The organism is Microbacterium forte (assembly GCF_031885415.1).
In the GTDB taxonomy this organism is placed as follows: domain Bacteria; phylum Actinomycetota; class Actinomycetes; order Actinomycetales; family Microbacteriaceae; genus Microbacterium; species Microbacterium forte.
The window spans coordinates 318,767-333,402 of record NZ_CP116871.1 but is presented as its reverse complement, the minus strand read 5'-3'; the positions used below and the strand labels follow the sequence as shown (position 1 = coordinate 333,402).

The following is a 14,636-nucleotide window of genomic DNA, read 5'->3' as shown; positions in this document are numbered from 1 at the left end:
CGACGCCGCGTCCCCCGGCGTCGGTCAGAGCTCGACCGGCGGAGCGGGCTCCGAATCCGCGACCTCGGGGTGACGCGCGAGGTTCACGATGGCGGCGACGAGTCCGCCCCAGATCGTGACCATCGCGATGATCATCATGACGACGGCTGTGATGGTCATGCGCTGGCTCCCTTCTCCGTCGAGCGGGGTTCCGTCGTCGGCACCATCGGGATCGACGAGGTCTCGGCATCCGGCTCGTAGTGTTCTTCGGCGAGGAACTCGTCGTACTCCGGGTCGTCCTTGGCGTGCGAGCGACCGCTCCACGGCAACGCGGACAGCAGCAGCGCGAGCGCGACGAGTGCGATGACCATGCCCCATCCGAAGACGGCCAGGAACCATCCGGGGTAGCCGCCGTACGGCTCGGAGATCTTCGAGATCAGCTCGGTGACCAGCAGGTAGCCGAGCACCAGGGGCGCGAGCGCACCGACGAGCAGCATCCAGACCCGACCGACCCGGAAACTCGAACGGCGATCGAGGTGCTCGACGAGCGCCGGCAGCTTGTGCAGCAGCCAGGCCACGACGATCACGGCGACGAGCGCGACCGCCATGATGCCGAAGGCATTGACGAACGCGTCAGCCGTATCGAGGACCGACAGAGCGGTGGTCGTCGAGAAGAGCGCCATCGAGACGATCGCGAGCGGAATCGACACCGTCAGGGTCGTGCGGATGCGCGCCCAGCCGAGCTTGTCCTGCAGGGCGGCGACGATCACCTCGAGGATGGAGATCAGTGAGGTCACGCCTGCGAAGACCAGCGCCCCGAAGAACAGGACGCCGATGATCGAGCCGCCCGTCGCCTGCGACACGATCGTCGGGAAGGCGATGAACGCGAGTCCGATCCCCGACGACGCGACTCCGGCGACCTCGGTGCCCTGCGCCTGCGCCATGAAGCCGAGCGCGGCGAACACGCCGATTCCCGCGAGGATCTCGAAGCCCGAGTTCGCGAAGGCGACCACCAGGCCGGAGCCGGTGAGGTCGGTCTTGCGCTTCAGGTATGACGAGTACGTCACCATGATGCCGAAGGCGACCGAGAGCGAGAAGAAGATGTGCCCGTAGGCAGAGGCCCACACGGCGGGGTCTCCGAGTGCTTCCCAGTTCGGCGTGAAGAAGGCGTTCAGGCCGTCCATCGCGCCGGGAAGGAACAGCGACTGCACCACGAGGATCGCGAACATCACTGTCAACAGCGGCATCAGGATCATGTTGGCCCGGCCGATTCCCCGCTTGACCCCCAGCGCCATGATCACGATGACGATCAGCCAGACCGCGACGAGCGGCAGCCCGACCTGAGGCACGAACTCGGTCGAGATGCCGACCTCGGCGACGTCGGCCGAGCGGAGGAAGTCGACGAAGAAGAAGTCGTTCTCGTTGCCCGGCCCCCAGGTCAGCTGAGCGGAGAACCAGGTGTACATGGCGGCCCACGCGATGATGACCGCGTAGTAGACCGCGATGACCACGCAGATGAGCACCTGCCACCAGCCGAGCGGCTCTGCCCTGCGGTGCATCCGGCGGAAGGCCAACGGCGCAGAACCGCGGAACCGGTGACCGATGGCGTAGTCGAAGAACAGCAGAGGGATGCCGGCGGTCAGCAGCGCGCACAGATACGGGATGAGGAACGCGCCACCTCCGCCCTCGTACGCCACGTAGGGGAACCGCCAGATGTTCCCCAGCCCGACGGCGGAGCCGATCGCAGAGAGGATGAAGACGTTCCGCGAGCCGAACGCCTCACGTTTAGGGGTCTGCGTCGTTGCGGTGGCCATGCGCCGAGAGTACCGGAGTCGCGATCAGTTGACTGCGCGACTCTCGGGGCGCGGCAGCGCGCAGGCGGCGGTCCCCCCGGGCAGCCTGTGTCTGAAGCGGGCGATCAGCGTGTAGCCGAGTGCCGCAGCCCAGGAGAACGGCGACGTCACGAGCAGCTGGCCCACGACGCGCAGAGACCTCGAGCGCTGCATCCTCAGCAGCGCGGCGAAGGCGGCGTGACCGCGGAACCGGCGCTCGCCGACCAGAAGCCACACGTAGCGGGTGACATCGGCGGAGCTCAGGCCGATCTCGTCGAGGTCGAGCCACTGCCACGGCTGAGCCTCGGGGAACCTGACGAGCCACCGCTCGAGTCGGCGGACCCACGTGGTGCAGAAGGCACAGTCACCGTCGTAGACGAGCAGCGGTTGCGGACGCATGGCATCGACCCTACGCCTCGTCCACTCCCCCGTTGTTCGTGCGCTCTCGCGCCGGCGGTTCGCAAGGGCCTTGCGACACGCCACGCACCACTGTAGGTCTGGGCACATGGGCAGGTTCGTGTACGAGGGAAGCCAGAAGGCCGAGATCGACGATCGCACGCTCCACCATCTGCAGGTGGTCGTGACGACGAAGCTGCGACGAGGTGAGCCCTTCCTCTTCACCTGGAAGGATGACACCAGCATCGGCGGCGGTCGCAGCACGGTGTGGTTGCACCCCGGTTGCAACCTCGTCTTCAGCTACTCCGGCGGCCGGGTGCCCGACCTCAACCGCCAGTGGGTCGAGGCGCTCGCGTCGACCGCGAACGCCACGTCGGGGTTGTACGTCGTGCGCGAGCCCGCTGTCGAGCCGAGCGCTGACCCCGGGCGATCCACGCGCACCGGGTGAGAAACGCTCGCCCCGTGGCTACGCAGGGAGCTGCTCGTCCGCGAGTCTGCCGAGGAAGTCTGCGGATGGAGCGAAGAAGACGCAGCCGGTCGTCGCGTTCGAGAAGTCGAGCAGCCTGTCGTATGCGCCGGGCGGATCGCCGATGAACATGTTCTCGAGCATCTTCTCGATGACCCACAGATATCGCGAGTACCCGATGAAATAGGTGCCGAACGACGAGGAACCAGGGCGCCCGAAGGGCATGTTGTCACGGAGGATGTCGTGCTCGACCCCGTCGACGACGATGGTGGCGAGCGTCTTGTGGGACTTCTGCCCCGCGACGGCGTCGTCCAACTCGACGTTGTCGGCCTTCTTCCGACCGATGATCGCCTCTTGCTGCTCGGTCGTCAGCGACTGCCACCGATCGAGCTCATGCAGGTACTTCTGGACGACGACGTAGCTGCCGCCGACGTTGTCTCCGTCTTCCGCACCCACGAGAGTCGAATCGGCCACGCTGTTCCCGACAGGATTCGCCGTGCCGTCGACGAAGCCCAGCAGGTCGCGGACGTCGAAGTAGCGGAAGCCGGCGATCTCGTCGACCACGGTCACGGAGTCGCCGAGAGCATCGAGCAGCTGCCTCTCGAACTCGAAGACGAGATCCTGACGGTTCGCACGGATGTGGAAGAGCAGATCGCCGGGGGTGCTGGGGGCGGTGTGCACGGGACCCACGACCGGCGCGAAGGGGTGCAGCTCCGCGGGAGCGCGGCGCGCGGTGAGTCGCGGCCATGCTGCAGAGCCGATGCCGACCGTGCACGACAACATCGCATCGAGGTCACGGAATCCCACGTTCTTCACGATGTCGTCTATGCCGCTGATCGCGTCACGCACGGACGCCGCGGCATCCGCACCCTCTGCGATCCGCAGCACGAGGAACGTCGCGCTGGAAGTCAGGGGCGCATCGACCTTCTGTGATTCGATCGGGACGCGGCGGGAGGGAGAGCTGCTCACGCTGTCGAACCTAGAGGATGTCGACGGACAAGGCTTCGACGGGTGTCGAACGAGCAGGGGCATTCCGGCGGGCACCCTTGAGTACGGCCCAGAATCCCGACATCATGACCCGGACAGCACACCGACCACAGGAGACCCGCCCATGAGCGATGTCAGCGACTTCATCCGTTCCGACGTCCCGCCATCCGGCCCCGGGTGCGTGGACTGCGAGAGCCTCGGCTCGTGGTGGCTGCACTTGCGTCGATGCGCGTTCTGCGGGCACATCGGATGCTGCGACGACTCCTTGCACAAGCACGCGACGAAGCATGCGCACTCGAGCGGTCATCGGGTGATCCAGAGTTTCGAGCCCGGCGAGGACTGGTTCTGGGATTTCGACACCGAGACCGCCTTCGACGGACCCGTCCTCGCGCCCCCGCACAGCCACCCGCTGTCGCAGACCACCCCGGGTCCTGCTGAGCGGGTCCCGGCGGATTGGCAAGAGCAGCTCGCCGGGAACGCATGACCGACGTCTCGGGCGACCAGCCGCCTCTCCGCCTCATCGCGGATGCCGACGGTCGGGACGAGTACGCGATTCGCGACTATCTGACCCGCAGCGGAGTCCCCTTCCTCTCGATCGCGGTACCGGCAGGCTCCTCGTCTGCGGGGGGCGTCGATCTCGCCGGCAGGCGTCTCCCCCTTGTGGCACTGCCGCGTGGCGGCGTCCTCGAAGATCCGACCCCGGAGCAGGTCGCGTCGGCTCTCGGTTGGGTCCATCCCCCTGCCCGATCGACGTACGACCTGATCATCCACGGCGCGGGTCCTGCGGGACTCTCGGCTGCGGTCTACGCGGCATCGGAGGGTCTCAGTGTCGCCGTCGTCGAACGCGACGCCGTCGGCGGTCAGGCCGGCTTCAGCAGCCTCATCGAGAACTACCTCGGTTTTCCCGGTGGAGTCTCCGGGGCAGAGCTCGCGGAGCGTGCGCGCCGGCAGGCGGTCTCGTTCGGAGCGGATCTCGTCCTCATGCGTCACGGGGTCGATCGCACGTTCACGGATCACGACGTGCGGGCGCTGCTCGCCGACGGCTCCGAGATACACACCCGCGCTGCCCTGTGCGCGACAGGAGTGCAGTGGCGTCGACTCGACCTTCCGCGAGCCCGCGACCTCCAGGGTGCGGGCATCTACTACGGCGCCGGCACCAGCGAGGCCTCCGCCTGCATCGGACAGCATGTGTACGTCGTCGGCGGCGCGAACTCCGCAGGACAGGCCGCGATGAACCTGGCCGCGCACGCCGCACATGCACGGTGCTCGTGCGCGGACCGTCGCTCTCATCGACCATGTCGGCGTATCTGCTCAACCGACTCGCCGTGCAGCCCAACGTCACCATCCTCGTGAACACCCGAGTCGTCGCCGTCGACGGCGACGAGCACCTGCAGGAGATCACCCTCGACCAGGCGGGAACGGCGACGCGGTTGCCGGCCACGCACCTCTTCGTCTGCATCGGCGGCGCGCCCAACACCGAATGGGCGGAGACCACCGATGTCCGCCTCGACACCCGCGGTTTCCTGCTCACCGGCGTAGACCTCTCGCCCGACGACCTGGATCGATGGCCCCTGAAACGCGCCCCCTACTATCTGGAGACCTCCGTCCCCGGGGTCTTCGCCGCCGGTGACGTCCGCGCGAACTCCGTCAAGCGCGTCGCATCGGCGGTGGGCGAAGGCGCCACGGCGGTCACCCTCATCCATCGATACCTGGCCGAGGTCACTCCGCTCTGATCAGCGCAACGGGGTGATGCCCTCCTGCGTGGTGGGCTCCCGCGCCCAGCCGCCGCGCTGCACCCGGCGGGGTGAGGGGACGTCGTGACCCACCTCGGGGCTCTCGGACGTGTCCATGTGAAGGCCCTTCACTACTCGTGGGAGGGGGTGGTCGGTATGCGGTGGCGGTGAGGTCGCGCGATCTGAAGCAGGTGCGCGACCTCCGGTGCGGTGTCGCTCATGGCGCGGGCACGGGCGATGAGCTCTGCATCGAATTCGGTGGTCCGCCCCTCGTGTTGGCTCACATGCTCCCGCCACGAGCCGACCGCGTACGCCTCCACGACGGAGTCCGGGTCGTCCGCGTCCACGTACACCTGCCATTCGCTGGCGCCGGTCCGCAGACGCGTCTGCTCGACCCGCTGCATCAGGGCGAGGAACTCCTGTCTCCGCTCCTCCGTGATCCGGTATCGGATCAGCACCAGAACGGCAGAGTCATCGTCGCCGCCCGCGCGCGGCCGGTCGTCGACCCCCGGCACCTCCACGATCCTCCGGCCGATGCCGCTCGTCGCGGGCATCGGCCATACGAGGAGGGAGAGCCCACCCAGTCCACACAGGATTCCCGCTCCGACGACCACGAGACCCGGATCCCAGATGGCCGCGAGCACCCCTGCGCCCGCAGAGCCGGAGGCGGTGCATCCGAACAGCACGAGTTGGTAGAAGGACAGGCCGCGCGTGCGCACCCAGACGGGCAGGAAAGCCTGGATGGTTCCGTTGATGGTGGCGATCACACCGATCCACGCGAGCCCCGTCGCCACGAGCGCCGGGAATGTCACCCACAGCGTGGGCGAGGCGACGAGCGCCACGAGGCCGGCGCCGAAGACCACCGACGAGGCGAGCACCACGCCGTTGACGGCTGCGACCCGACGCGCCCAGGGAAGCACGAAGGCGCCGACGATGGAACCGGCGCCGAGAGCCGCCAGGAGAAGACCGTATCCGCTCGCGGAGAACCCGAGGGAGTTCTTCGCGATCGTCGGGAGCAGCGCCCACAGGGCGTTCGCGGGAACGAGGAAGGCGGCGAGCCGGAGCAGAATGAGCCGGACGACCCGCGAATGGCGGACGTAGCGGATGCCGGCCCTCGTCGCGTCGACGAAGGGCTCCGGGCGAATCGCGGGCGGGCTGTACGTCTTCCAGAAGAAGAGCACCCCGAGGAACACGAGGAACGAGAGCGCGTTGAGCAGGAAGACCGCCGCGACCCCGAACTGCGCGACGACGAGACCGGCGATCGCCGGTCCCACCGCCCGCGCGATGTTCACGCCGATGGAGGAGAGACTCGCCGCGTCGAGGAGGAGCTTCGGTGGCACGATGTCGGGCACCAGTGCCTGGAACGCAGGGAGCTGGATGGCCGAGACCGTCCCCAGCACGAACGTCGACGCGAGCAGGACCGTCGTGGTCGTCTGACCGGTCGCCGTCAGGTAGGTCAGCCCGAGCACGACCGCGAGTTGCACGATCTGCGACCAGAGAAGGACGAGCCGACGGTTGAGGAACTCGCCGATGACACCGGCCGGAATCGCGAACAGGAGCACGGGAGCTGCCGATGCCGTCTGGACGAGCGCCACGAGCAGCGGGGATCCGTCGTCCTGGACCAGCAGCCACTGGGCGCCGACCGTCTGCATCCAGCTTCCGATGTTGCTGACGATGGACGCCAGCCACACCAGACGGAAGATGGGGACGGCGAGCGGAGCGAATCCTGCCTTCCATCCGATGCGCGCCGGCGCAGCACTCACCTGCGCCTCAGCCATGGGCCGCGATCTCCTCGAGGATGCCTCCGATGAGCTGCACGATCTCCGCAGCGTGGCTCTGAGTGACCAGATGCGGCGCGTCGAGTTCCATCACAGCCCGACAGCCCGCCCGCCGATACCCGAAGCGCTGAAGCTGCGGGCTGACCAACCGGTCTTCGGTCGCCACCACGCCCCAACTCGGCTTCGCCCTCCACCCGGCGCCGGGCGCCCGCTCGGTGAACACCGAGGCGGAGATCGGGCGCTGCGAGACCGCCAGAACACCCGACTCGTCCGAGGGCAATCCCTGCGCGAGCAGACGAGCGAACTGATCGGGCGCGACAGTGAGCTCTGTCCGACGTGCTCCGGCGTCGCCTGGGAACAGGGCGGGCACGAGGTGGCCGGATGCCTCATCCGGGGCGAAGCGATCCCTCATCTCGGCGATGCTCTCCCCCTGATCCAGCGCATATCCCGAGATGAAGAGCAGTCCGGTGACGTTGGTCGCCTCACCGGCCACGGTGACGACCGCTGCTCCGTATCCATGCCCGACGAGGAGCACCTCTCCGTCGACGCGCTCGACGAACGTACGGATGTAGTCGCAGTCGCCGAGGAAGCTGCGGCCGATCACGGGCGGGACGAGCACCCGATGTCCGCCGTCGAGCAGACGGAGCACGATCGGCCACCATCCCGATGCGTCCAGAAAAGCGCCGTGCACGAGCACCACCGTGCTGGTTCTCATCATCTCGCCACCTCGTGGTCGTACGTGCGTGTGAGACGAATCTAAGAACCGAGAGGCCGGCGACCATGCGACAGGAGTCGAAGACGAGCATCTCCACTTCTGCCTGCTTTCCTCCTGGTGTGTGCGCGAGAGAGAGGGTTCCATGAGACGTACTCGAGTTCGGTGAGGTGGAGTCCCCTCCCATCGACGCAGAGCGACACGGTGAGCCCATCCCCCGCTAGGAGCGAACCCATGACGATCAGCGATACGACGACCGACGCCACCTCGATGGCGCTGCACGAGATCGCGGACCAGCTCGAAGCGTCCCTGAACCGTCGAGTGGTCATCCGCCGGTTCGGCCCACCGGGGATCGTCGGCCCGCAGTCGCCGACGCTGCTGTCCGTGCCGGTGCAGGACGACGGTGATGCCGTCGCGCTCATCGTGATCGACCTCGGCGCGGGGTCGCCCCTCACAGCGAGCGAATTCGAGGCCGTCGATGCGGCGGCCGCGCTCGTCCGGATCACCCTTCGTCGTGACCCCGGTTCATCGCGAGCCGATCGCGAGTCGGTCCTGCGCGATCTGCTGGACGTGGATGACTCGGTGCGTCGAGACGCCTATTCGCGCGCACTCAGACAGAGGTGGGTGCAACGCGAGGCGGGCACGGTCGTGCGCGCCGTCCTGATCGACTCCGCCGTCACCGACGTCGATCGCATCGCCTTCGGCCGCCACCTCGCCCATCTGCGTCCGGTCCCCGCGCACTTCATCACGCTCGAGGGCGGAGTGGTCATGCTGGTCGGTCAGCCGTCGGACATCGACCTCGCCGACATCCTCCTGCAAGAGGCCGCACGACGCGGGATGAGGATCCTCGGCATCGGCTCCGCCTCGCCGCAGCGAGGCGCGACAGACCTCCGGAGCGCAGCCGACGAGGCGGCGATAGCCGCCTCTCTCGCTGCGGCCCTCCCCCAGTTCCATCCGTCCGTCGACGCGAGCGATCTCGGCGTCTGGCGGCTGCTCGCCTCGGCATCCGCGAACCCCGACGCCCTTCGGATCATCTCTCCGGCGGCCGACGTGCTCTACTCCCAGACGGACGACACCCAGCGACTGACTGTCGAGACGTACCTCGACGTCGGCGCCAACGTAGTCTCCGCGTGCCGGATTCTCTTCGTGCATCGCACGACGCTCTACTACCGGCTCGAGCGCATGCCCCCGATCGTGAAGGATGCGCTCGACGACGGTGTCAAGCGCAGCACGCTGCACCTGGCGCTGAAGCTCATCCGGCTCTGGGAATCGACGGGCCGGCTGTGATCGCGTGTCGCGAACCGACCGTCATGCGGACTCCACGGCTGTTTCCGGCGATCGCGGCGTCCCGATGGCCGACACGTCACGACGCACCCTCTCGAAGATGAACGCCTCGCTGCTGCCCGGCCCCAGAAGAGTCAGAGCTTCATCAGCCTCGGCGATCGCGGCCTCGCCTTCGCCGGCGTGGATCAGCGCACGGATGTGTCTGCGCATCATGAGCAGCACTCGGGTGTCGTCGTTCAACGAGCGAGCGATGGCGATGCCCGACTCGCCGATCCGCATCGCATCCTCAAATCGTCCGACGGCGACGTAGGCGTCGATCAGGTCGAGGCACGCCGCGTACTGGGTGACGATGCTGGTGAGGCTGTCCGAGGTCTCGGTGGATCGCACCCTCGCGAGGGTGGCCTCCGTCGCCGCGATGGACTCGAGGAACTGACCGCGCTTGCCCTTGATCATGGATGACAGCACCTGGGCGTTCTCCAGCCCCGTGGTCTCGTGCGCAGCGGTGAATGCGTCGATGGCAGCGAGGGCAGCCCCATCAGCGTCGACGAGACGATCCAGGGTCCAGCTCGCCCATCCGATGTAGTACTGCGCCCAGCCCTCCTGGGCCGAATCCCCGGCGCGCCGTGCAGCAGCCAGCGCCGACCGTCCGGTGATCACCGCCTTCTCGCGATCGCCGACCTCGACGATCTCAGCCCACGCGACATATCCGAGCTGCGCCGCTTCCTTCGCCGGATCCCCCAAGCGCTGCGCCGCGCTCGCCGCGAGCGAGTAGAACCGGTGCCAGTTGCCCCACGTCATCCAGATGTCGGAATACCAGTGCAGCGCATCGGCGACATCGCAGACCACCGCATCGTCGCCGAGCTCTGCGGCTTCCGTATACGCCGGCCACCAGTGCTCGACCTCTGCGCGGATCCAGGCCGCGGCGGCCTCCGCACTGACGAACCCTCTCCCGGTGCGGCCGAGGTCCGTGGGCTCCCGCATCGGCTCGTACCAGGCGCCCGCGCGCTCCAGGCTTCCGAGCAGCCAGGATCGAACGTGGTCACGGCGCCGCGCTATCTCGTCCGGTCCGACCGTCATGCGCAGCTTGCTCCGGCCGAAGAGTCGCATCAGATCATGAAGGCGGTAGCGATCGCCGCCGCGTGCTTCGAGCATCCCCAGATCGGTGAGATCGTCCAGGCGAGACTCGACCTCGGCGAGATCGGCTGAACGCGCCGCCGCGGCGGCGAGGTGAGCGCCGAACGTCCTCCCGTCGATGAGGGAGATCCAGCGGAACAGGGCGGCGGTGCGGGGGTCGAGCTCGTCGTAGGAGAGCGAGATGGCGGTTTCCACGGCCAGATCACCGGCGACGAGAAGACGCAGCCGGTCCTCCGACGTGCGCATCCGGCCGAGCAGGTCATCGACCGTCCATGCGGGCCGGCTGGCGATGCGATTGCCGACCACGCGCAGCGCCAGAGGGATGTCGTCGCAGAGGCCCGCCACCTCACCCAGAGCATCGTCGTCGGTCACGGCCTGCGGGATCAGCCGACGGAGGAAGGAGATGCTCTCCTGTCGTCGAAGTGGTCCGAGACGCAGTCGCCGCACGCCTTCGAGACCTGCGAGGCTGCGGCGAGAGGTCACGACGACGACATCGCCGGCGCAGATCGACAGGATGGGACGGATCTGCGCCTCGTTCGCGACGTTGTCGAGCAGCACCGTGACCGGGGCGATGTCGACGGCTGCCCGCCATCGCGCTCTCGCCTCGCCGAGATCCGCGGGCGGTTTCTGCTCCGCTCCGGGGAGCTGGCGCAGCATGGCGGTCATCACCTGCAGCGGAGTCAGGGGCGACGAGCTGAAGCCGTCCAGCCCGAGGAAGACGTTGTGGTGGCCGCTCGTTTGCCCTCCCCGTTCGAGGATCTCGATCGCCACGGTCGTCTTGCCGATTCCCGGGGCCCCGCTGATGATCAGTGCGGGGCGCTGCGGATCCGGAGCCGGCGGACCGTAGAGGATCGCGAGCGCCTCATCGATCTCGGCGTCGCGGCCCGAGAAGTCGAACACCCGGTGCGGGGAGATCGCCCCAGGGCCGTCGCTCGCGAGGGCGGCACGCGGTCGGGCGCGCGCAGCGCGGAGGAACGCATGCTGATCGGCCGCATCGAGGCCCAGTCCGTCGGCCAGCGCGTCGACGGTGCGGCGTTGGGGAGAGACGCTTGCGCCTCTCTCGAGGTCGCCGATCGTGCGAACGCTGACACCCGATCGCGAGGCGAGCGCTTCGAGGGTCAGGTTCTGGCCCACTCGCAGCGACCGCAGCAGCAGCCCGAAGGGTGAGGGTTCGGTCACGACGTCCGCCTTTCGCTGAGATCAGCTTGGCAGGTCTTCTCCGCGGAACGATGGCGGGACGGTTACGGGGCGGTTTCGTCATCGATCGGGACGACTACTCCACGCTGCGCGCGCGACGCGGGCCCGACGAACGCGCGACGCATGACCACCGCTGCCGAGACCGTCGCGATCAGGACGATCGAGATGAACACGAGCAGCACAGCGGTCTGCGATGCGAAGGTGAGGATCACACCGATCGCGAGGACCGGCAGGGCGAGACCGCAGTACGCGATCAGGAAGATCAGCGCCAGCGTCTCACCGCGTCGACCGGACTCCGCGAGAGCGGATGCCGTGGCGACCGCCGATCTGAACAGCAGCCCCACTCCGACGCCCGCCACGATGCCTCCTCCGAGGAACACCGGGAGCGACGGCAGCAGAGTTCCTGCTGCGACCGCGACGAGGCCCACTGCGCAGCAGACGGCCGCGACCGCGAGCTGGATGCGCATCGGCACGCGGGCGAGCGCCACCTGCCCGGATGCCGCAGCGGCGAACACCGAGCACGCCGTCACGCCGGCGAGAAGATGGTCGTGCTCGCCGAACGTGCTGATGAGGATGGTCGGTGCAAGAGAAGTGAACAGCCCGAAGAGAGCGAACCCCGCGAACGCGCCGAAACCCGCGGCGACGAACGCCGTCCTCGATCGCGGGGGCGCGGCGATCCGCTGCGGTCGATACCGCCGCGGCTCGTGCGGCGGCGTCACGGTCTCGGGAACGCAGGCGACGGCGATCGCGGCGACGATGAGCACGACGAGGAACACCGCGTGCGGCAGCACGAGCGGCGCGGGCAGGAACTCGGCGAACAGACCGCCGATCAGCGGTCCCAGCGCCAACCCGCCGAGGTTCGCGGCACCGGCCACCGATGCGGCGACGATGACGTTCTCGCTCGGTCGGGCGTGCGCGCGCAGCTCGCCGAGATGCGCGGTGGCCGTGGCAGTGAGGATGCCCACGCTCGCACCGTTCACCAGTCGCGCGGCGAGGAGACCGGGCACCTCGTGCCACAGCAGGAACAGCACGGCGCTGAGCACCGCGATGAGGATCGCTATGATCAGCATCCGGCGCCGACCCATCCAGTCGCTGACGTGCCCGAGCAGGACCAGGCTGAGCACGACGCCGACGGCGAAGGCCGCGAAGATCAGCGTGATGACGGAGACGGGGAACCCGTCGGCCTCCTGGTAGAGCGGGTACAGCGGTGTGGGCACCGTCGCGTACGCCATCACGAGCAGGAAGGCTGACGCGACCACCCAGAATCCCGCACCGTGTGAGAGGCGGGAGTTCGTCATGGTGGAGACACTATCGACGCCCTGCCCGGTCGGCACCGGACGGATGTCGAAAGCGAACGGGGCGGATCCTGGACAGATGTCGAGCGGTCGATGACGGCGCGCGGGTTAGCGTGGTCGCGCTCCCACGAAGCAGACGTGGGGCGACCGACAGTCGTCCGGCATCGTTCGGGACGACGGAAACCTGGAGGCTGATCATGGCGTTCGTGACCACGGATGATGGCGCAGAGATCTACTACAAGGACTGGGGCAGCCCCGAGGCTCAGCCCATCATGTTCCACCACGGCTGGCCGCTCTCGTCGGATGACTGGGACGCCCAGATGCTGTACTTCCTCGGCAAGGGCTACCGTGTCATCGCCAGCGACCGCCGCGGGCACGGACGGTCGTCGCAGATCGGCACCGGGCACGACATGGATCACTACGCGAGCGATGCCTCGGCAGTCGTCGAGCACCTCGACCTCCGCAATGCGATTCACATCGGCCACTCGACGGGTGGCGGCCAGGTCGCACGCTACGTCGCACAGTACGGTCAGCCCCAGGGCCGAGTCGCCAAGGCTGTGCTCGTGTCATCCGTGCCCCCACTGATGGTGCAGACCGACGCCAACCCCGAGGGCACGCCGATCTCGGTCTTCGACGGCTTCCGCGAGGCGCTGGCGGCGAACCGTGCGGAGTTCTTCCAGGCGGTCGCCTCCGGCCCCTTCTACGGATTCAACCGCGAGGGCGTGGAACTCTCCGAGCCCGTGGTGGCGAACTGGTGGCGCCAGGGGATGACGGGCAGCGCCCTGGCCCACTACGAGGGGATCAAGGCCTTCTCCGAGACCGACCAGACCGACGACCTCAAGGCCATCACGGTGCCGGTGCTGGTCATCCAGGGCGACGACGACCAGGTCGTGCCGTACAAGGATGCATCGGTGAAGCAGGCCGAGCTTCTGAGCGACTCGACACTGAAGATCTACGAGGGCTTCCCGCACGGCATGCTGACCACGCACGCCGATGTGATCAACCCCGACATCCTCGCTTTCATCCAGCAGTAGCAGTCTCAGCGCGATGCGGCGGGCGCATCCGGGCTCGGTGCCCGGGTGCGCCCGTCGCTATGAGCCGGAGATCCCGGCCCCGACGACGTCGAAAGCCGCCGCGAGCAGTCCGATGGCCATCGCTTCGGGCAGCGGCTCGAGCGGCCGGTGCGCCCTCGGGTCCTCGTCGGGACCGTGGTCGGGACGAGGATCGCGGTCTCGGCGCCGGGGGACGAGGTGCGCATGCACATGCAGCCCTGCGGCCGCGGAGAGTGCGACGTCGATGCGATCGGCTCCGGTCGCTCGGCGGATGATGCGGGAGGCGAACTGGATGTCGATCAGGAAGAGCTCGGCGATCTCCGCCGGCGCGTCGGCGATGTCGTCGTAGTGATCGCGGAGGCTCAGGATGCTCCGGCCGGGGAACCGGGCGTCGGAGAACAGTCCGACACGCGACACGGTGAGCCTGCCCACCGGATCGGCCAGGACGAACGAACACTCTCGACAGCTCTTCACGTGGCCTCCTTCCCGGATCGCCTCGACGTCCGCAAGCCGCTCAGAGTCCACGAAGAACTCTACGAGCGGCGCGACGATGCACGAAGAAATCCCCCGGGCCTGGCCATTCTCGACACTGCAGAGTACAGTTCCGCGCCCGTCGGAGACCTGAGGTGGAGGATCGTCCACCGTCAGCAGGCGATCGATGAGGTGGGCCCTGCCGGGATCGAACCGACGACATCCACGGTGTAAACGTGGCGCTCTACCAGCTGAGCTAAAGGCCCTGGTGCGTCCAGTCTACAGATGACCCGATGCGCACCGATGTCGTGGAAGGGGGA

General features: G+C 67.9%; 15 protein-coding genes and 1 tRNA gene. 6 read left to right on the top strand and 10 right to left on the bottom strand.

Annotated elements, in window-relative coordinates; all coding sequences use genetic code 11:
* Positions 1-24: 24 nt before the first annotated feature.
* The 3 genes from OB895_RS01705 to OB895_RS01695 are packed head-to-tail and all read right to left on the bottom strand — an operon-like array spanning position 25 to position 2,210.
* A complete protein-coding gene (locus OB895_RS01705; protein WP_079112911.1) occupies positions 25-159 on the bottom strand; it encodes a methionine/alanine import family NSS transporter small subunit in 135 nt (44 codons plus the stop codon).
* Positions 156-1,793, bottom strand: a complete 1,638-nt coding sequence (locus tag OB895_RS01700) for a sodium-dependent transporter (RefSeq protein WP_042537491.1) — start codon at positions 1,791-1,793, stop codon at positions 156-158. The genes OB895_RS01705 and OB895_RS01700 overlap by 4 nt, the downstream gene beginning before the upstream one ends.
* Positions 1,794-1,817: 24 nt before the next feature.
* Positions 1,818-2,210, bottom strand: a complete 393-nt coding sequence (locus tag OB895_RS01695; protein WP_079112913.1) for a thiol-disulfide oxidoreductase DCC family protein — start codon at positions 2,208-2,210, stop codon at positions 1,818-1,820.
* 106 nt (positions 2,211-2,316) lie between these two features.
* Here OB895_RS01695 and OB895_RS01690 point away from each other — a divergent pair, with 106 nt between their 5' ends.
* Positions 2,317-2,655: a DUF7882 family protein gene (locus tag OB895_RS01690; protein WP_311878746.1), complete on the top strand. Its 339-nt coding sequence runs from the start codon at positions 2,317-2,319 to the stop codon at positions 2,653-2,655.
* 18 nt (positions 2,656-2,673) lie between these two features.
* Here the strand turns inward: OB895_RS01690 and OB895_RS01685 are convergent, their stop codons facing one another.
* Positions 2,674-3,642, bottom strand: a complete 969-nt coding sequence (locus OB895_RS01685; RefSeq protein ID WP_311878745.1) for a Dyp-type peroxidase — start codon at positions 3,640-3,642, stop codon at positions 2,674-2,676.
* A gap of 142 nt (positions 3,643-3,784) precedes the next feature.
* Here OB895_RS01685 and OB895_RS01680 point away from each other — a divergent pair, with 142 nt between their 5' ends.
* From OB895_RS01680 to OB895_RS01670, 3 genes are read left to right on the top strand one after another with little or no spacing between them, the layout of a single operon-like run.
* Positions 3,785-4,144, top strand: coding sequence for a UBP-type zinc finger domain-containing protein (locus OB895_RS01680; RefSeq protein ID WP_042537498.1), 360 nt, complete (start codon positions 3,785-3,787; stop codon positions 4,142-4,144).
* A complete protein-coding gene (locus OB895_RS01675; protein ID WP_311878743.1) occupies positions 4,141-5,013 on the top strand; it encodes an NAD(P)/FAD-dependent oxidoreductase in 873 nt (290 codons plus the stop codon). Before OB895_RS01680 ends, OB895_RS01675 begins: the two co-directional genes overlap by 4 nt.
* A complete protein-coding gene (locus tag OB895_RS01670) occupies positions 4,956-5,393 on the top strand; it encodes an NAD(P)/FAD-dependent oxidoreductase (protein ID WP_311878741.1) in 438 nt (145 codons plus the stop codon). The genes OB895_RS01675 and OB895_RS01670 overlap by 58 nt, the downstream gene beginning before the upstream one ends.
* Before the next feature lie 131 nt (positions 5,394-5,524).
* Here OB895_RS01670 and OB895_RS01665 read toward each other — a convergent pair whose 3' ends face one another.
* Together OB895_RS01665 and OB895_RS01660 are read right to left on the bottom strand one after the other, a co-directional pair.
* On the bottom strand, positions 5,525-7,171 hold the full coding sequence (locus tag OB895_RS01665) for an MFS transporter (RefSeq protein ID WP_311878739.1): 1,647 nt from the start codon (positions 7,169-7,171) through the stop codon (positions 5,525-5,527).
* Entirely contained in the window at positions 7,164-7,889 is a 726-nt protein-coding gene (locus tag OB895_RS01660; RefSeq protein WP_052492841.1) for an alpha/beta hydrolase, read from the bottom strand. Before OB895_RS01660 ends, OB895_RS01665 begins: the two co-directional genes overlap by 8 nt.
* Before the next feature lie 228 nt (positions 7,890-8,117).
* On the opposite strand from OB895_RS01660, the gene OB895_RS01655 reads away from it, so the two are divergent.
* Positions 8,118-9,170 (top strand): PucR family transcriptional regulator, encoded by a 1,053-nt coding sequence (locus OB895_RS01655; protein ID WP_311878736.1) that lies wholly within the window; start codon positions 8,118-8,120, stop codon positions 9,168-9,170.
* 21 nt (positions 9,171-9,191) lie between these two features.
* On the opposite strand, the gene OB895_RS01650 is transcribed toward OB895_RS01655, so the two are convergent.
* Positions 9,192-11,480 carry a helix-turn-helix domain-containing protein gene (locus tag OB895_RS01650; RefSeq protein ID WP_311878734.1) on the bottom strand — a complete coding sequence of 763 codons (2,289 nt, stop codon included), beginning with the start codon at positions 11,478-11,480 and terminating at the stop codon, positions 9,192-9,194.
* Positions 11,481-11,542: 62 nt separating this feature from the next.
* Positions 11,543-12,796 carry an MFS transporter gene (locus tag OB895_RS01645; protein WP_311878733.1) on the bottom strand — a complete coding sequence of 418 codons (1,254 nt, stop codon included), beginning with the start codon at positions 12,794-12,796 and terminating at the stop codon, positions 11,543-11,545.
* Positions 12,797-12,990: 194 nt separating this feature from the next.
* Here OB895_RS01645 and OB895_RS01640 point away from each other — a divergent pair, with 194 nt between their 5' ends.
* Positions 12,991-13,827, top strand: a complete 837-nt coding sequence (locus tag OB895_RS01640; RefSeq protein WP_042537505.1) for an alpha/beta fold hydrolase — start codon at positions 12,991-12,993, stop codon at positions 13,825-13,827.
* 57 nt (positions 13,828-13,884) lie between these two features.
* Here the strand turns inward: OB895_RS01640 and OB895_RS01635 are convergent, their stop codons facing one another.
* Positions 13,885-14,262: an HIT family protein gene (locus OB895_RS01635; RefSeq protein WP_153302193.1), complete on the bottom strand. Its 378-nt coding sequence runs from the start codon at positions 14,260-14,262 to the stop codon at positions 13,885-13,887.
* 247 nt (positions 14,263-14,509) lie between these two features.
* Positions 14,510-14,582, bottom strand: a tRNA-Val gene (locus tag OB895_RS01630).
* Between the last annotated feature and the right edge of the window lie 54 nt (positions 14,583-14,636).